Genomic DNA, 17,808 nt, shown 5'->3' with positions numbered 1-17,808 from the left:
ATTACAACAATGATTTAAAGGCGTACTGATGACAGCAGCCGTATTACTGAGGAGCGTAGTGATAGGAAACTATCACGCTACGTTTTGGAGAGCAGTGGAAGGGGCGACCCTTTCACTGACTTTACTTTATCGCTGGTGATGGTAGCGATACCTTAATTGGTGGTTCGGGGAATGACACTTTTGTCTTCAATACCCTCGAAACTGGAATTGATGTAATTGAGGATTTTGAAGTGTTGGTCGATAAAATTCAAATTAACCAAGTTGAGTTCGGTGCAACAGATACCAATCAATTCTCCTTTACCGATGGTGTATTGTCCTTTGGTTCTCAGAAGTTTGCAACTCTAAAAAACTTCGATAGTCTACAGGACTTTGATGTTAACCGCGATATTGAGCTTGTGTCAGTAGATAATTCCCAGGCTTAATAATTCCCAGGCGATCGCTTTTTCCGCAAGAAAGGCGATCGCTTTTTTGTCGATCCAAAAAATTTCTTTTGTTAATGATCCGTTTTTTGACATCCTCTCCGCCCTCCGCTCGCGCTAAAGGACGGAGATTCCTAGAACAAACTTAATTGCTCGTAGGTGGTTGACGCTTCACGGCGAACTGCTACCTTTGGCAGACTAACACTCGCTCCACGTCCGTTTTTATGAGGGGCTGTTTGCGTTGGTTTCCCACGCAATTTATACGCCCCGTCCTGGTCGGATTGCCCACCCACCCATCTACTCAAGTTAATCGAAGCGTTAATGTCTCTATCATGGATAGTGTTACAAAACAAGCATTCCCACTCACGGACATCGAGTTCTTTTTTGCCTCCTGATTTGCCACACTCAGAACATAGCTGAGAGCTAGCAAACCATCTATCTACAATGGTTAAATCCCTACCATACTTATCACACTTAGCAGCTAACATGGTCTTGAATTTAGCCCATCCAGCATCGCTAATAGCTCGTGATAGCTTGTGGTTTTTCACCATTCCACTAACGTTTAAGTCTTCTACTGCTAACGTTTGATTTTCACGTACTAGCCTTGTAGTTAACTTATGTAAAAAATCTGTTCTCTGGTCTTTTACTTCGGCGTGAAGCTTTGCTAGCTTCCGTTTACGACGTTCTCTGCGTTTAGAATCTCGTTTGGCTAAGAGAAGCCTCCTGTTAGCTTTTTTGATCCGCTTCAGCATCTTTTTGTGCAGCCGAGGATTTTCTACCTTCTCTCCACTACTCAAAATACAAAAGTGAGTTAAGCCCAGATCGATACCACAACTATTATCTGTCTGCGGTGCGATTTGTCCTGGTACTTCCACGACAAATGAAGCAAAATATCTTCCAGTACTATCTTTGATGATGGTAACGCTACTGGGTGCGCTGGGTAACGGTCTGCTAACTACCATCTTGATGTGTCCTATTTTAGCCACTTTGACCGATTGAGAATGAACGCTAAAACCACCTTTTCTCAATCTAATAGTTTGCCGAGACGATTTTTTCTTAAACTTAGGGCTACCTACTTCTTTGCCCTTTCTTGTTCCAGATTGGCTGTTAAAGTAGTTATTCCATGCTGTTTGCAAATCTCTAAATGATTGTTGCAAAACAATATTAGAAACTTCTGCTAACCAAGCCCTTTGTTCTGTTTTCTTGGCTTGAGTAATAACTCTTTTATCAACATCTTTTGGTCTTGGTTCGCCATTGATAAAAGCTTGTTTGTATAACCATAGCGCATCATTCCAGACTGTTCTGGCGCACCCAAAAGCTTTAGCCAATGGAACGATTTGATGAGGTTTAGGATAAATTCTATAGTTATATCGAGCTTTCATCCTTACTATTTTATAATAGCTAAAAGCCTTGCTATATAAAGATTTTATGTCTTAAGTATGAAGAAAAGCCGTCCTGAAAGGACGGGGCTTGAAACCCAGATTTATGGTCATTCAGATTTGTTATTAGTGCATTCAAGCTTTACCCCTTACCTTCCTTCAACAAATAACTTTTTCGTGCCGACCTTACTCACTTATCGATACCACATTACATTTTTTTGAGAACTGCTTTTTTTGGGTTTATGCTGTTTCACTAATAAAGGTTTTAATAACTTGACTAAATTTTTCCAGGTTACTTTGCGATCTGGAAAAAACTCAGCTAATTCTGTGAGAGCTTTTCTTGCTTCTTCTAATTCTCGATCGCAAATTACTTCGGAATCTGGATTATCTTCTGGTTGAAGAGGAATTGAGTATCTCAGAACATCTTTTTGAACTGCTGCGAAACCTTGACGCACCGCTTTGGTAATTTGGACACTAAAATCGCTTTTTCCTTTAAGTTTTTGTTTATTAAGACCTTTATGGCAAGAAGCATATAGAGGGGGTAAACGATTGAGAGCAAAAGTAGCTACTTCTACTTGATTAATGTATTGGGTAATATTTTCAGGGTAGCGTTTAATTTGTCTAGCTATTTCTTCTTCAACTAATTCTTCCATTATATTGATACTGATATGTCTAATAGTCTTATCGTTCATTTAATTTATTTACCTTGGTTTTATAAGTACTAATGGCACGTATTTCTAAATATAGTAAGTAGACTTTTTGCACAAGATCGGGCAAACGAACAATAGGAATCCAATTTGATAATCACCCTATTGACAATAATTGCTTGACCAACGCTCATCCCAGAGGTCAGATTCTGAAAAGATTAACGAGTAATCCGCATCTTTTAGCTGACCTTAGCTTTGTCTTATCTTAAATGGGACGAAAACGATAGCAATTAAGAATTACGCTCGTTCGCATCACTTAGACAACAGAGTAATTTGTGACAAAAGGTTTAGTGAAAAAGCCTTAACTTAATTTATAACGAGATTGCGAACTAATGACTATAGGCAGAAGCTAAAACGATCGATAATTCATCAAAAATTTATTAGATATCATCGTAATCGATTGTAACTTAATTACAACCTTACAATCCTGGGGAAAAATAACTAATTTTTTGTTTTCGTCTCCGCAATATTCATTAAGTACTAAAAAAGCTACTGATATTTTTCAGAATTAAGACTGCTTATTATTATCGAAAAATTTGCTTATTGCCTTGATTTATCGGCAAGAGAAGATAATTAATAATTTAAATTCTGTGTATGTATAATAGTTAATTTAAAGAGTATATATTCCTACTGACAAGTCAAAAAATAGATGAATTTGGCAAATAATTACAAAATTATGCTATTACTCTAATTAAAGATTAATTAGCGTTCTCAATCACTAAGTATGGAAGAAGTAATTTATTTTACTGATAACCTATTAAATTTCTCTTAAACAAATAACAAAAGATCGGGGTTTTTAACGAAGACTAAATAACTACATTAAAACTATAAAAGTTAAGTAAATCAACAAAATTTCTAAAAAAGCTGACAACAAAATTGCCAGTCATGAATTTAGAGAGGGAATTTAGTTAACTAAAGAAATAATTTAAGTAGTTATGAGTAACGTAGTGGCAAATACCGATTATTCACTTGTTCAAGAATGGAATGGAGGTTTTAAAAGCGAATTATTTTTTACTCCCATTGATAATATTGTTCGAGATTGGCGCATCGAGTTTGAAGCAGACTTTGATATTCGGGGAATTTGGGGAGCGCGCATTGTCAGTCAAGAAGGCGAACGCTATATTCTCGCTCCTGAAGATGAAAATCGCCAATACAATGCAAACCAAACCAGCAAAATTACAATCGTTGCCAATACATCTTCTGGCGATAGCCCCCTAGTTAACCAGCTAAAGTTCTTTGATTCTGCATCGGAAGTTACTGAAGTAGAAACCTCTACGGGTAGCAATGATAGCAATAACAAAAATAGTGATAACAGTGAAATCGATCTTGACTATAACTTAGTTCAAGAATGGAATGGAGGCTTTAAAAGCGAATTATTTTTGACTCCCATTGATAATATTGTGCAAGGTTGGCGTATTGAGTTTGAAGCAGACTTTGATATTAGAGGAATTTGGGGAGCGCGTGTTGTCAGTCAAGAAGGCGAACGCTATATTCTCGCTCCTGAAGATGAAAATCGCCAATACAATGCAAACCAAACCAGCAAAATTACAATCGTTGCCAATACATCTGCCGATGATAGTTCAGTTGTCGAAAATTTAACTTTTCATGAGTTAGGATTAGGGGCTACGGACGTGGAAACCCCTACAAATACTGACGATCATAGTGATTCTAACGATGAAAATGGGAACAATAATAACGACGTTAGCAACGAGAATGATATCGTGTTGGACTACAACTTGATTCAAGAATGGAATGGTGGATTTAAAAGCGAATTATTTTTGACTCCTGATGAAACGGTTAATGGTTGGCGCATTGAGTTTGAAGCAGACTTTGATATTCGGGGAATTTGGGGAGCGCGCATTGTTAGTCAAGAAGGCGAACGTTATATCCTAGCTCCTGAAGATGAAAATCGCCAATATAGTGCAAACCAAAGCAGTAAAATTACTATCGTTGCCGATACCCCTGATGGTGAAAGTTCTTCAGTAGATAATCTGACCTTTTACGATTCAGCTTCAGACATTTCTGAAACAGAAACTCCCACCGACAATGATGGCAATGATGGTAATGATAGTAATGGTGGTAATGATAATACTAACTTTAGTTCTGGACAGTTTAGATACGGCGAAGCTGTTCAAAAATCACTTCTTTTTTATGAAGCACAACGCTCTGGCGACCTACCTAATAATAATCGTGTTGAGTGGCGTAGCGATTCGGCATTAAATGATGGTTCTGATGTTGGTCGAGATCTCACTGGAGGATACTATGATGCGGGAGATCACGTTAAATTTGGGATGCCTATGGCTGAATCTATGACTACTGTAGCTTGGGGAGGAATTGAATACAAAACAGCCTATAAAGATATGGGTCAATGGAATGAGCTATTAGACACAGTTAAATGGGGAACTGATTGGATACTGAAAGCTCATGTTAATCCAGAGGGTAAAACTCAAGAAGTTTATGTTCAAGTAGGTAATGGTTTTGCCGATCATGCTTATTGGGGTGCTCCAGAAGAAATGACTATGGCAAGACCTGCATACAAAATTGATGCCAACAAACCTGGTACAGATATTTCCGCTGATTATGCAGCATCTTTAGCTTCAGCATCGATACTATTTAGAGGAGAAAATAACGCTTATGCAGATCGCCTTTTAAATGAAGCTAAGCAACTCTACGAATTCGCCGAAAATAATCTCGGAAAATATTCTGATTCAGTACCAGAGGTCAATCCTTTTTATACTTCTTGGAGTGGCTACGGAGACGAATTAATCTGGGGAGCTACTTGGCTTCATAAAGCCACAGGAGAGCAACAATATCTTGATAAAGCGAAACAATATGCACAACAATATGGAATTAATCCTGGCTATAGTACTTTATCTTGGGATAGTAAAAATGCAGGTTCATTAGTTTTATTAGCTCAAACTGGAGACAATTATTATGTAAATCTTGCAGAAAATTGGCTTGATGACTGGCTACCTGGTGGCAATGCAGTTAGCTATACTAATGGTGGCTTGGCTTGGAGTGGTAAATGGGGTTCTTTAAGAACAACATCAAATACTGCTTTTCTCGCAGGCGTATATCATGACACCGTTGATAGTGATTCTAGCTATCATAATTTTGTTACAGAACAAATCGACTATATCTTAGGAGATAATCCTCGCAATTCTAGTTACGTCGTGGGTTTTGGGGAAAATCCTCCAGAAAATCCTCATCATCGCGCTGCTTCTGGAGTAAATAATATCAACATTTCTCAATCCAACGAAAACATCCTATATGGTGCGCTGGTAGGAGGACCTAAATCGGCTAATGATTGGGATTGGCAAGACGACCGTACTGACTACATTGGTAACGAAGTAGCTCTCGATTACAATGCTGGCTATACTGGAGCAGTAGCCTATCTCTATGATAAGTACGGCGGAAATCCTCTAACAGAGACCGAACTTGACGCTTTAGTAGGAATTGATGTTAGTGGTGTTTAATTGAGATACCTAAAAAATAAGGTATTGCATCTGCTTAGGAATGCAAATCTAATAACTGACAATTTCTCTTTAGCTTGCAACGGTGCGCTAACAACACCCTACTTTTGTATTTTATTGAATCCACATTCCTAAGTGGGATGATGAAGACTAACAGGGAGACGAGAAAAATTTTGGTCTTTTTAATTGGCAATTATCCCGCAATTCTATAACGCCAAAAATCAAATTATAGGGAAAAGACAAAAGGAAAAATATAAAATACGTTCCATTAACCTTATGGCTTTTCCCTGATTAGACAATGGAGAAATAGTAACTAATTAAGGAGGGATTTTGTGGGAGAAACCAAAAATTTCACCCCCATTCAATTATTCTTCTTCGTCTACGCCTAATTGTTTGAGATGGATGTGTTTTCTACCAAGAGTTATTTCAAATTCGTCTCCTGGTTTAAGACCCATTTTTTTAGTATATGCAGAACCAATTAAAAGATTGTGATTGGACTGTACACTAATACGATAACTTGCCGATCTTCCTCCACGACCTTGACCATTAGAAGTGCTGTCTAGTTCAATTCCTTCGGCATCAATTAGAGCATTAAGGAATTTCATCATGTTGACTCTTTCTACACCATTTTTGGTAAGAGTGTAATAACCACATTCTCTAGCTTTTTCTTCTTTAGAGAGATGATCTAGTTGTTTTACTTTATCTAGTAATTCTTGTCCTACTAGAGGTTTTGGTTGGTTTGCTTTTGCCATTAACTTAAACTACAACTAATAATTGATTTGGTTTACAGGGGATGCAAGTTAGCTAAACTTATTGCAAGAATAATAATATAACACTTTGCTATATTTATCTAAAACTATCTTACACTCATTTAGTAGAATTAAATATTTTTTAAATTAATCAGAGCTTCAATAATATGATGGAAATGTTATTTAATCTATCAGTAAAAAAATCGACATAGTTTATCGGTATTTCACTTTACCTTTAGATAGAGAAAATGAAGTTAACAACTCGTAGCCACTATAGCGTAAAGGCTCTTCTAGACCTTAGTTTACAAGCAGGATATGGACCTTGTTCTGTAAGAGCGATCGCAAATAGACAGGATTTACCTGCACCATATTTAGAAAAACTATTAATACAAATGCGTCAAGCTGGCATCGTAAAATCAGTAAGAGGAGCGCAAGGAGGATATCAGTTAGCAAATAAACCAGAAGAAATTTCTTTGGGAAGGATTCTTGATGCAGTAGGAGAAACTATTGAACCTTTACCTCGCCATAGTCCTAATATAAATATGGCGGAAGATTGGGTAACATTTAGTCTTTGGCAGAGATTGCATGAAAAACTTAAATCTGCCTTGTATACTATTACTTTAGCAGACCTTTACTATGATGCTCGTAGCTGGCAAGCTGCTAGAGGAGAAGAAAATAATTTTATTGTTTGATAGGAGAATTAATAGTGAAGAAAGAACCAAAAATAGTAGTATCTCAAGGAGGCTGTCACTGTGGAGCAATCAGATTTCAAGTAACAATCGATCGCTGGAAGGTTTCTGACTGTAATTGCTCTGTTTGTCGCAAAAAAGGTTTTTTACATTTAATTATTCCCCCAGAACATTTTACTTTACTCCAGGGTCAAGAGTTTTTAAGTACTTATACTTTTAATACAGGAGTTGCTAAACATACCTTTTGTAGTATTTGTGGCATTCATTCCTTTTACTACCCCCGCTCTCATCCTGGATGTATAGATGTTAACATTCGTTGTTTAGATCGCGATTTAAGCACCGAATTTGAGATCGAATCTTTTGATGGAGTAAATTGGGAAGCTAACGTTTATAAAATACAAAAGAATGGTTAATTTTTGGTTGTGGGTCATTAGTGCTTAATTTTAGTGAGGTGTTTTTAAGTCTTATCCCTGCTCATGCTGCTTTTTCTCTACTAATTGCTGCTGTTTGGGATTATATTATTGGCGATCCTCGTTTTTTGATTCATCCTGTCCAGATAATGGGCTGGATAATTCAAAAGTATACAGAATTGACCGTTGATGTTTATCACCAAAAATGGCAACGCCGTTTGAGTGGAATTATTCTTGGTTTAAGTTTAGTTGTTGGTAGCGGAATTTTCGGTTGGTTAGTTGTCAAGTTTGCTGATGATTTCAACAGGTGGCTGGGTTATTTCCTTGAAGTTATTTTACTAGCTAGTTGTTTTGCAGGAAGAAGTTTAAGAAAAGCAGCAGAAGAGGTTTTACAACCTTTACTAACCAAAGATGTAACCATTGCCCGTAGTAAGCTAAGTATTTATGTCGGAAGAGACACAGACAATTTATCGACAACAGAAATTTTACGCGCTGTCTTAGAAACTGTAGGAGAAAACGCTGTAGATGGTATTACTGCCCCCTTATTTTATGCTATTTTGGGTGTCTGGCTGGGTATAGGTGGTGTTCCTTTAGCTTTAGCTTATAAGGCTGCTAGCACTCTAGATTCTATGATTGGCTATCTCCGCGAGCCTTACATCGATATTGGTTGGTTTAGCGCGCAACTAGAAGATCTTTTAACTTGGCTTCCTTGTCGTCTGACTGTATTAACTTTAGCTGTCTTTTCAGGAAAACCAAGAAAAGTATTAGCTATTTGTCGTCGTGATGCCATACTCGATCCCAGTCCCAATTCTGGTTGGAGTGAATGCGTGTATGCAGCTATTTTAGGAGTACAGTTAGGAGGTGTTAACACTTACAAAGGAGAAATTAAAGAAAAACCTTTACTTGGTAATCCTGACAACCCTATTACACCTGAACTTATCGAAAAGGCTTTAAATTTAACTCGTTACTGTTTTTTATTATGGCTAGCTGTAGCAGTTATCAGTTATCAGTAACCATAAACAAAGAGCTACAAAAAACCAACCACTAACTACTAACAAAGATATGAAACAAGGCGATTTAGTTACGATCAAAATTACCGATCTTAATACCAGTGGTGAAGGGGTAGGAAGAGTTGATGGCAAAGTAATATTTGTTCCCGATACCGTTACAGGAGATTGTCTTCAAGCAAGAATTACTCAGGTAAAAGCCAAATACGCCAAAGCTTTACCTCAAAACATCTTAGTCCTTTCAGAACATCGGATTCGTCCTCGGTGTATTGTCGCAGACAAATGTGGTGGTTGTCAGTGGCAACATATAGATGAAGCTTATCAAAGAGAAGCCAAACAAAAACAAGTTATTCAAGCATTACAACGCATTGGTGGTTTTTCTGAATTAGAAGTAGAGCCGATTTTACATACTGGTAATTCCCTTAATTATCGTAATAAATCCACTTATCCGTTAAAACTTTCTGCCACAGGGAAAGTACAAGCTGGTTATTACCGTAAGGCTAGTCATAAAATAATTAACCTCAACCAATGTCCTGTACAAGATGCTCGCTTGCATCCTCTGTTAAAAGAAGTGAAACAGGATATTCATCATCAAGGCTGGTCGATATATGATGAAACCACTCATCAGTGGCAGTTAAGACATCTTTCTCTGCGTATTGGCACTCATACAGGAGAAATGCTGCTTACTTTAGTTTCTACTGATGATAAGTTACCCAATTTAGAACAACAAGCAGAAATCTGGTTGCAAAGATATCCTAACTTAGTAGGGGTTTGTCTTAATCTTAACAGCGATCGCAAAAATGTCATATTTGGTAAAGAAACTCAAACTATTGCAGGAAAACCCGATCTTAAAGAAATATTTGCGGGAATTGAATTAAGAATCCTTTCCGATACTTTCTTTCAAGTAAATACCATCGCAGCAGAGATATTACTTGATGTTGTTATCCAAAAACTCAACTTACAAGGAAACGAAGTCTTAGTTGATGCTTACTGTGGTATCGGTACTTTTACTCTACCTCTAGCTAAATTGGTGAAACAAGCTATTGGAATCGAATCTTTAACAACTTCTGTTGCTCAAGCTAAACATAACGCCGAAATCAACCACATTAACAATGTCAAATTTTTCTTGGGAAAAGTAGCAACCTGTCTACAACAACTAGATGTCAACCCCGATATTGTCATAGTCGATCCTCCCCGCAAAGGTTGTAATTCACAAGTTCTTGAAAGGTTACTGGAAATGCAACCATCAAAAATAGTTTACATTAGTTGTAAACCTGCAACTTTAGCCAGAGATCTCAAAATATTAGTAAATTCAGGTGTATATAAATTAAGTTTTGTTCGTTCTGCGGACTTTTTTCCTCAAACCACTCATATAGAATCAGTGGCAATTATAGAAAAACAATGAAAGATTTAGCCAAAAACTTTTAGTCCTCTCAGAATTTTTGTATAATTAGAGATGAAGTCACAAACTTAAGAGAGTAAACCTATGGATTTAGGGATTAGGTTGCAAAGCAAAACTCTGGAATTATACTAATTATGAAATTAATACCTCTGAATTCTAGAATTTTTAGCAATTATAAGTCTTCATATCACAAAAACATGATTTTAATCTGTGCTTCTTGCTTTTGTGGTAGTTGCCAATATTGAAACTCAACTATATTAAGCTAATTTAGCTCATCAGTATCATTCAAACGGCAACTCTAAAAGAAGTAAAATCAATGAATTTCTTCTCTGATTTTTGCCAATAAGGTAAAATTTTGCTCAAAAATTATCCAGGTCTTAAACAATAGAGGTTACAGTCAGTGATTGCCATTCCTTTTCCCTGGAATAAAAGCAAGTGGAATACTATCAGCTTTGCTTCAACTCTATATCTTCGTCCCATACTAGATTTGTTGATCGTGCAAATTCCCCCCTCATGGCAACCAGAGGTAAGATTAGGCTTACAAGAAGCTCTGGTTAATGCAGCTAAGCACGGGAATAAGCTGGATCCCAGCAAAACTATAGTGGTTGAGTTTCATGTTACTCCTACAAAATACTCTTGGATAATAACCGACGAGGGAATCGGGTTCGCACCTCAATCCCAATGTTGTTGTCATTCAATGATAGAAGAAAGTCTACCCCCTGATGAATCGGAAAATGGCAGAGGTCTTTGCATATTGTACGAAGTATTTGACTTTGTTCATTGGGATCGTCAAGGAAATCAATTAACTTTGTATAAACAGGTAAAGCACTCAAACCCAAAAAAGCAATTAGTTAGCTAATTTTGGGTTATTTTATTCGCTCATCAAAAATTAAATTATTGCTTTACAGTATTACATTTTCATGTAAAATAGAATTCTGTGACTCGGTGGCATAGCCAAGTGGTAAGGCCGTGGATTGCAAATCCATTATCCCCCAGTTCGAATCTGGGTGCCACCTTATCTTTGATTGGATTGTGGATGCAATGTGCCAAACTGACGTATTTTAGAAATCTAGTAATTCCAAATAGAAACCACAAGTAGGGGCGAACGGCCGTTCGCCCCTGCTTTTCATCCTTCATCCTGTCTTGGTCAGTATTCGGTAAATCAGCGACTTCCAGGTTTTCAAGGGAAGTTGAAGTCGGACGCTTGCACCCAAAACGACGGGCATAAACCCCCAAATGCGATGGTGATAAATACGAAGATGCGACGGTGATAAATACGAAGATGTGATGAGTGTAAACGCCACATCCGACGCGGGTCTGACCGCCCATTCCTCATCATTTTATCGATGTTTAACAACGTCAGGAAATTAAGGCTCAAATTAAGGAAGTTTGTACTTAAACTCAGTCGAACCTTGATAATCAGTTAATTCTGCTAGTTTAGAAAGGTCTTGAATTCCAGGATAGAGTTGACCGTCAATTTCCCATGTCGGATAGCTGCGAATTCCTGCTTGTTGACAAGCTGGGGTTTGTTGACTGGGATCGGTTGCATCGGCACACTCTATGTAGCTAACTTTGTCAAAAGCATCCTTACCAAATAATTGTTTTTGTTCATAACAATGAGGACACCAAAATGCACCATATTTTTTCGCTCCTGCTTCAGTTAAATGCTCCGCTAAGGCAACTTCTGAGTCTCCTGAAACACTTGTAACATCCCATCCTTTCGGAGGCTGTGGTGAGCCTTGTGCTTCAGCAATGGGGATGAGACCATCCGAGTCAGGAACACCTTCTACTAAGGGGTTGTTGACATTAGCATAAACTCCTAGAGTTCCTACCAAGGTTAACACCGTTACGATCGCTCCTGTAAAGAAAATTTGCCCGATATCTTCCCAGTCTCGCCCAATAACACTAAGGAGAAACATACTCAGAGCAAACAAAGCAGAGCCAATACAGTAATAACAAACTGTTTGAATTTTGAAGGCTAAAACATACATCAAGTAACCGCTAAACACTGCCATTGCAGTACTACCCGCAAGCAACAGTAGCCAAGTGGTACTTTCCAGTTGTTTTCTGAAGCCCCTGTTTCGATCGGGATCGATGAGTAAAGGCCCTAAAGCGAAGGTTGCCATACTTAGATAACCCAAACAACCAAAAAGACTTAAAGGTAAACCAAAAACTTCTGCATAGGGGCTGTTGAGCACATCACTACAGCTACCACCACTACCTTCAACGGAGCAAGTTACTTCTCCTCCCATTAGTTTAGTAATAGTAAGATAAGCAGTTAGGATTGCCCCTGCAATTGCGATCGCTCCAATCAAAGGGCGAGACCAGCGATAAATCCAGGGAAGAGAACGTTTACGGCGCATAGTTACTTTCGAGTAATTAAAGACTTCTATTGGAACACTATCAATAAATATTTGCTTCTGATTCTAGCTTTCATTGAGAGACTTTGACGAACCAACTTGGGCAGAAAACCCCTAAAAAAATTTGCTTCGGCTAGAGACACCGAAGGTGAGATTCCTTGCTCTAAAGCACCCGTGAGTTAGTAGAAGATTTTGATTTTTGTTGCTTTTGTTCTTTAACAGTTTGTTTAGCAGCCTCAACAAATTGAGACACTCGAATCGGATCGATAGTTTTTTTAATATTACCGTGACGCTTCAGAGAGCTTGCCACAATTACACCATCAGCAGCCGACATCAGATTAGAGATATTTTCCCAATTAGCACCACTGCCAATAAATACAGGAGTATCTCCCGCAGCAGCCACAGCTAATTCTAAATCCTCTTTTGTTGGGGGACTCCCTGTTGCCCAACCAGATAAAATGACAGCATCGGCTAATCCTCTTTGAATAGTATCTTGGACTGCCGTAGTTAAATTGGGTGTAGCTAAAGGACGAGCGTGTTTAACTAAGACATCTGCTAAAATAGCAACATCTGAACCCAATTCTCGACGATAACGTAACAATTCATAGGCTTGTCCTTCAATTAAGCCTTGATCTGTTGCCATCACGCCAGTTAAGACATTAACTCGAATAAATTCGACTCCCACACAAGTAGCGATCGCTATACCGCTACGAGCATCATTACGTAATACATTAATCCCCAAAGGAACAGTTACCATTCCTTTCAAACGATCTACAATTAAAGTTATGGCACTTACTACCGCAGGATCGACTCGCTCTTTAGCAAAAGGCGCGTCAAAAAAATTTTCTATAATAATCCCATCTACCCCTCCTGCTGCCAAAGCAGTGGCTTCTTGTTCTGCCCTGGAAATAACGGCTTTAAGATCGCCACCCCAACGAGGAGATGTCGGTAAAGGTAACAGATGAACCACCCCAATAACAGGGTTATCTGTCTGAAAAATTTGTTTTAAGTCCACTTGTTGTAAATGTATGTTCTTAGCACCAACCAGCTTACTATCTTATCCTGTTCTGTTGGGAAATTGAAATCTTATGCAAGTGAGGGGCTGTCCTCGCCCTCGAAGGGCAGACGGGCGACACAGGTATTCGAGGAAGCCTCGAATCACGCGCCCTTGGCTTGTATGCCCCGTCAAGAATCATAAGTTAAACCTAAAAATTAAGTATTCATATAAATATTGTCACTCTGCTTTTTAACGTATACTGCACTTGAGAAGTAAGAAAATTATTTAGTTAGTTGTGTGCAAGCGTATCAAGTTTGTTGTGAAACCTTGTGATATTAGTCTTACCATCAGTAGTCAACGATGATATAGTCAATCCAATATGTTCGCAGAATTTCTGTATTATTCAAAATCACTGCATTTCATCATTTAGTAATTTGTAATGTCCAAAGCCGTCAATTCCATAGTTTCTCAAAGTCGAACTATCAGACCGATCGCAGCTAGCGCAATTTATGGTATTGCTGCCTATGGTGATAAACTGTGGGCGATCGATCCGAGAAATGGTTATTTGTTAGAAATCGATCCTCTCACTGATAACACGAGGATTTTAAACAGTAAGAATACGGCAGATTTTATTGGGGTTACGGGTCTGGCGATCGCAGAAAACACTTTATGGTTTACTAGAGATGACAATGTTTATTTTTGCAATTTAATCAATAACTCTTGGCAACCGCAATTATTTATTAGACTGTACTATCCTGCTGATGGCATTGCAGTTTGGCAAAATACTATTTATATTACCTGTCAAAAAACAGGAGAAATTTTAATTTATAGTCGCAAGAATGGCGAAAAAATTACTCATTTTTATCTACCTGGAATTGGCATTAACAATATTACGTTACGGAATGAAGAAATTTGGTTGGCAGACGATTTAGAACAAACAGTTTATTGTCTGGAAAAAGCTACAGGAGAAACAATATTTAGTGTTTTAACTCCTTTTGAATCTCCTACAGGATTGACCTTCTTTACTAATACTGAAACAGGAGAAGAGACATTATATATTGCTTATGCAAATCGGGAAATTTACATTAGAGATAATCCCAATGCCGATCCTAGTCACGAATTACAATACCGCGATCGCACTTTTATTCATCCCTTACATTTTTACTATAATCAAGAGCAAAAATATGCCCTATCTAATGGCTATTTAGTAGAAGTTTTATATACAGAAGAAATAGCCCCTCTCGATCCTATAGAATTACCCAATTTAGAATGGCGTATTGCTTTACCCGCAGAAACAGATCGCCAAAAAATTAGAGAAATTACATCTATTGGCTTACCCTTTACAGAAGAAGTCAATGATGGACAGCGCATTGCTGTATTTAAATTTGATAAATTTAATAGTGAAGAACGCTATATTTTTGGCTGGAAGGCAATTTTAGAAGTTTGGAGTATTAAATATCAAATTACTCCCTTAGACTGTGAAAATGAACCAGAATTATCTTCAGAATATCAGCAAAAGTATCTGGTAGATAATGACAATCTAGCGATGGATAAAGATTTAATTATTAGTGCAGCATCGGATGCGATTGGCAGAGAAACTAATATCTTAAGAAAGGTTTATAGCATTAGAAATTACGTTTATGACAAACTAAGATATGGGATTAGACCTCATATTGATACTCCTGATATTGTCTTAAAAAGAGGTGTTGGTTCTTGTGGCGAATATTTGGGTTTATTACTAGCTTTATGCCGTATTAATGGAATTGCTACTCGCACTGTAGGACGTTACAAATGTCCTCCCCATCCTCAACAAAAAAATCTTCCTCTATTACCCGATTTTAATCATGTTTGGATGGAATTTTATCTACCTAATTTTGGTTGGTTACCAATGGAATCTAACCCCGATGATATTATCGAAGGAGGTCCCTATCCCACAAGATTTTTTATGGGTTTAGCTTGGTATCACGCAGAGATGGGAAAAGGCGTTCCTTTTACTAATTTAACAAGCAATGGTTTGCTGATAGACAAAGAACAAGTTTCTATTGGTGAGTTAGCAATTAATCACGTTAGGTTTATTATTCTAGACGAATTAAAGCCTAGTTAAGCTCTATGGTGAAACAAAAAATTTTGCTAACAGGGGGAGGTTCTGCTGGTCATATTACAGTAAATCTTGCTTTGATACCCATGTTGATTGGGTCAGGATGGGAAATTATTTATCTTGGCTCTTTTGATGGAATTGAACAAGAATTAATCTCGAATATTCCTGAAGTCACTTATTACGGAATTTCAACTGGCAAACTAAGGCGATATTTCGACGAGCGACCCCGCGTCGGCGTAAGACGCAAGGGAATGCGCGAGTCGTGACAGAAAAAACTTTACCGATATCTTTCGCGTGCTAAAAGGAATAATTGAAGCATATAGAATAGTTCGTCAAGAAAAACCTAAGATTGTTTTTTCAAAAGGTGGCTTTGTTTCTGTCCCTGTTGTATTTGGTAGTCGATTGAATAATGTACCAATTATCACTCATGAATCTGACTTAACGCCTGGATTAGCAAACCGCATCAACATGAATTTCGCTCAAAAAATTTGTACTACATTTCCCGACACCTTACAGTACTTACCCACAAATAAAGGAGAATTTATCGGGGCTATAGTGCGTCCAGAACTAAAACAAGGCAATTCCGAGAGAGGTCGCGTCTTTTGTCAATTTGACTCAACAAAACCAGTAATTTTGGTTGCTGGTGGTAGTCTTGGCTCTTTATACATCAATAAAACAGTCCGTTCTCTTCTCGATCCATTATTAGAAAAATTTCAAATCATACATATTTGTGGCAAAGGCAATATAGATCGAGATTTAGAATGCAAGGGCTATCAGCAATTTGAATATGTATCGAATGAGCTTCCAGACTTAATGTCCTTATCCGATCTGGTTATTTCTCGTGCGGGTGCGAATTTTATTTTTGAGTTCTTATCTCTAAAAAAACCGATGATTTTAATTCCACTATCAAAAAAATCCAGTCGTGGCGACCAGATTGAAAATGCTAATGCTTTTAAAAAACAAGGATTTGCGGAAATTATTTTTGAAGAAAATTTAACTAAAGATCGTTTATTAAATTCGATCCGCACTTTATTTAGTAATAGAAAAGAGTATGCAAATAATATGGAGAATTGGTACAGCGATCGCTCTTTATCTAAGCTATTTAATTTAATTACTCAATTTAGTCAGTATCCCTGAGCTTGGCTTGATACTTTAATGAATTGACAGCGAAAGTCACGACAAAGATAATTCTGTTTGTTTTTGCGTCTACCATTTTTTAAGATTTTCTTCGATTTGCGACGGCTTCGCTAGTCCTTTAGGGCATCTAGGGCATTGCATTATCATGTTTGTCGGATTTTAATTGTGCAACGCCAAATTTTTCTAACAGAGCATTTCTACATTTTCCCAAATTTAGAAGGAGTTATCATGACAGGGAACTCCTTTAGTTTGATTCTGGAGAAAATTAGAAGTAGGATTAACAACAAATAGCTCGATTTGACCTTTTTCATTTATTTTCCAAGCTTGGGCTTCGACTATCGATCTTAAATTTAAATGTTCATTTTCCCGATCGGAATTCCAGTTTTCTTTTTGAGTATTAGTTGTCTCACCACCAATTAATCGTAAATCGTGCCAAGTTGTATTACTTCTAATATTTTGAGTGGGATTGTCTGGTAATCCCCCTCTACCTAGAATGGTAAAATCACTTTCTAGACCACAACCAGAAGTTATTTGCTGAGTTACATTGATTGGTCTGGATGGTAATGCGTCTAATTCTATAGGGCGATCGCTATTGAGAATTTCAACCTCAATATTACCATCTAAACCGAATTGGGAACTAGCAGTAATTTTGCTATCGGCAGAAACAAAATAACCTTGACTCGTAATCTCAATATTGCCCCCTTGACCTTCTATCGCGTCGGCAATAATTTGACTGTTTTCTAGTAAAACAATATTTTCGGTATTATTAATATTAATATTTCCACCTGTAGCTGTACCTGTAGCTTCAACAGTAATTTCGCTATTATCACGGAGGAAAATATTCTCTGTAGCTAGGTTAATATTGCCTCGATTTCCTGTATTAACTTTGGCTTCGATTATTGCAGAATCATCTAAATTTAATTCTGTAGCAGTAATGTTTAAATTACCAGAGTTTCCTTTACCTAAGCTGCTAACAGAAAT

Annotated in this window: 13 protein-coding genes, 1 tRNA gene and 2 pseudogenes; 9 read left to right on the top strand and 7 right to left on the bottom strand. The window is 37.6% G+C overall.

The window, feature by feature from the left end:
* Window positions 1–553: 553 nt before the first annotated feature.
* Entirely contained in the window at window positions 554–1,801 is a 1,248-nt protein-coding gene (locus H1P_RS20375; RefSeq protein WP_144870780.1) for an RNA-guided endonuclease InsQ/TnpB family protein, read from the bottom strand.
* 191 nt (window positions 1,802–1,992) lie between these two features.
* Window positions 1,993–2,490: a late competence development ComFB family protein gene (locus tag H1P_RS20370; protein ID WP_144870778.1), complete on the bottom strand. Its 498-nt coding sequence runs from the start codon at window positions 2,488–2,490 to the stop codon at window positions 1,993–1,995.
* A gap of 950 nt (window positions 2,491–3,440) precedes the next feature.
* Between H1P_RS20370 and H1P_RS20365 the strand changes: the two genes are divergently transcribed.
* Entirely contained in the window at window positions 3,441–5,981 is a 2,541-nt protein-coding gene (locus H1P_RS20365; protein WP_144870776.1) for a glycoside hydrolase family 9 protein, read from the top strand.
* A gap of 362 nt (window positions 5,982–6,343) precedes the next feature.
* Here H1P_RS20365 and H1P_RS20360 read toward each other — a convergent pair whose 3' ends face one another.
* Window positions 6,344–6,730, bottom strand: coding sequence for an AbrB family transcriptional regulator (locus H1P_RS20360; RefSeq protein ID WP_144870774.1), 387 nt, complete (start codon window positions 6,728–6,730; stop codon window positions 6,344–6,346).
* Window positions 6,731–6,975: 245 nt separating this feature from the next.
* On the opposite strand from H1P_RS20360, the gene H1P_RS20355 reads away from it, so the two are divergent.
* The 6 genes from H1P_RS20355 (at window position 6,976) to H1P_RS20330 (ending at window position 11,251) form a co-directional block, all read left to right on the top strand.
* A complete protein-coding gene (locus tag H1P_RS20355) occupies window positions 6,976–7,419 on the top strand; it encodes an Rrf2 family transcriptional regulator (protein WP_144870772.1) in 444 nt (147 codons plus the stop codon).
* Window positions 7,420–7,433: 14 nt separating this feature from the next.
* Window positions 7,434–7,829 (top strand): GFA family protein, encoded by a 396-nt coding sequence (locus H1P_RS20350; RefSeq protein ID WP_144870770.1) that lies wholly within the window; start codon window positions 7,434–7,436, stop codon window positions 7,827–7,829.
* Between the two features lie 38 nt (window positions 7,830–7,867).
* Window positions 7,868–8,839: an adenosylcobinamide-phosphate synthase CbiB gene (cbiB, locus tag H1P_RS20345; RefSeq protein WP_246141850.1), complete on the top strand. Its 972-nt coding sequence runs from the start codon at window positions 7,868–7,870 to the stop codon at window positions 8,837–8,839.
* A gap of 49 nt (window positions 8,840–8,888) precedes the next feature.
* Complete coding sequence (gene rlmD, locus H1P_RS20340) at window positions 8,889–10,238, top strand: 23S rRNA (uracil(1939)-C(5))-methyltransferase RlmD (RefSeq protein WP_144870768.1); 1,350 nt, start codon at window positions 8,889–8,891, stop codon at window positions 10,236–10,238.
* A gap of 397 nt (window positions 10,239–10,635) precedes the next feature.
* Window positions 10,636–11,094 (top strand): ATP-binding protein, encoded by a 459-nt coding sequence (locus tag H1P_RS20335; protein WP_144870766.1) that lies wholly within the window; start codon window positions 10,636–10,638, stop codon window positions 11,092–11,094.
* 85 nt (window positions 11,095–11,179) lie between these two features.
* Window positions 11,180–11,251 (top strand) — tRNA-Cys (locus H1P_RS20330).
* Window positions 11,252–11,614: 363 nt separating this feature from the next.
* Here the strand turns inward: H1P_RS20330 and H1P_RS20325 are convergent.
* On the bottom strand, window positions 11,615–12,598 hold the full coding sequence (locus H1P_RS20325; protein ID WP_144870764.1) for a vitamin K epoxide reductase family protein: 984 nt from the start codon (window positions 12,596–12,598) through the stop codon (window positions 11,615–11,617).
* 160 nt (window positions 12,599–12,758) lie between these two features.
* On the bottom strand, window positions 12,759–13,610 hold the full coding sequence (gene btpA, locus H1P_RS20320; RefSeq protein ID WP_144870762.1) for a photosystem I biogenesis protein BtpA: 852 nt from the start codon (window positions 13,608–13,610) through the stop codon (window positions 12,759–12,761).
* A 421-nt stretch (window positions 13,611–14,031) separates the two neighbouring features.
* Here btpA and H1P_RS20315 point away from each other — a divergent pair, with 421 nt between their 5' ends.
* Window positions 14,032–15,696 carry a transglutaminase domain-containing protein gene (locus tag H1P_RS20315; RefSeq protein ID WP_144870760.1) on the top strand — a complete coding sequence of 555 codons (1,665 nt, stop codon included), beginning with the start codon at window positions 14,032–14,034 and terminating at the stop codon, window positions 15,694–15,696.
* Between the two features lie 8 nt (window positions 15,697–15,704).
* Window positions 15,705–16,827, top strand: a pseudogene (locus H1P_RS20310) (undecaprenyldiphospho-muramoylpentapeptide beta-N-acetylglucosaminyltransferase).
* On the opposite strand, the gene H1P_RS39920 reads toward H1P_RS20310, so the two are convergent.
* Both H1P_RS39920 and H1P_RS36315 read right to left on the bottom strand, forming a co-directional pair.
* The gene (locus H1P_RS39920; RefSeq protein ID WP_425461546.1) at window positions 16,815–16,913 is read right to left on the bottom strand and encodes a hypothetical protein; all 99 of its coding nucleotides are present in this window, start codon (window positions 16,911–16,913) and stop codon (window positions 16,815–16,817) included. The pseudogene H1P_RS20310 and the gene H1P_RS39920 overlap by 13 nt on opposite strands.
* Before the next feature lie 127 nt (window positions 16,914–17,040).
* Window positions 17,041–17,808: pseudogene (locus H1P_RS36315) on the bottom strand (S-layer family protein); the annotation flags it as partial.

The organism is Hyella patelloides LEGE 07179 (assembly GCF_900659865.1).
GTDB classification, from domain to species: Bacteria; Cyanobacteriota; Cyanobacteriia; order Cyanobacteriales; family Xenococcaceae; genus Hyella; species Hyella patelloides.
This window is presented reverse-complemented; position numbering and strand designations above follow the sequence as displayed.

Bases quoted from the DNA above. Each gene is read 5' to 3' on its own strand.
- H1P_RS20355 (WP_144870772.1), top strand. From the start codon at position 6,976: ATGAAGTTAACAACTCGTAGCCACTATAGCGTAAAGGCTCTTCTAGAC.
- rlmD (WP_144870768.1), top strand. From the start codon at position 8,889: ATGAAACAAGGCGATTTAGTTACGATCAAAATTACCGATCTTAATACC.
- H1P_RS20370 (WP_144870778.1), bottom strand. From the start codon at position 2,490: ATGAACGATAAGACTATTAGACATATCAGTATCAATATAATGGAAGAA.
- H1P_RS20375 (WP_144870780.1), bottom strand. From the start codon at position 1,801: ATGAAAGCTCGATATAACTATAGAATTTATCCTAAACCTCATCAAATC.
- H1P_RS20325 (WP_144870764.1), bottom strand. From the start codon at position 12,598: ATGCGCCGTAAACGTTCTCTTCCCTGGATTTATCGCTGGTCTCGCCCT.
- H1P_RS20315 (WP_144870760.1), top strand. From the start codon at position 14,032: ATGTCCAAAGCCGTCAATTCCATAGTTTCTCAAAGTCGAACTATCAGA.
- H1P_RS20365 (WP_144870776.1), top strand. From the start codon at position 3,441: ATGAGTAACGTAGTGGCAAATACCGATTATTCACTTGTTCAAGAATGG.
- H1P_RS20360 (WP_144870774.1), bottom strand. From the start codon at position 6,730: ATGGCAAAAGCAAACCAACCAAAACCTCTAGTAGGACAAGAATTACTA.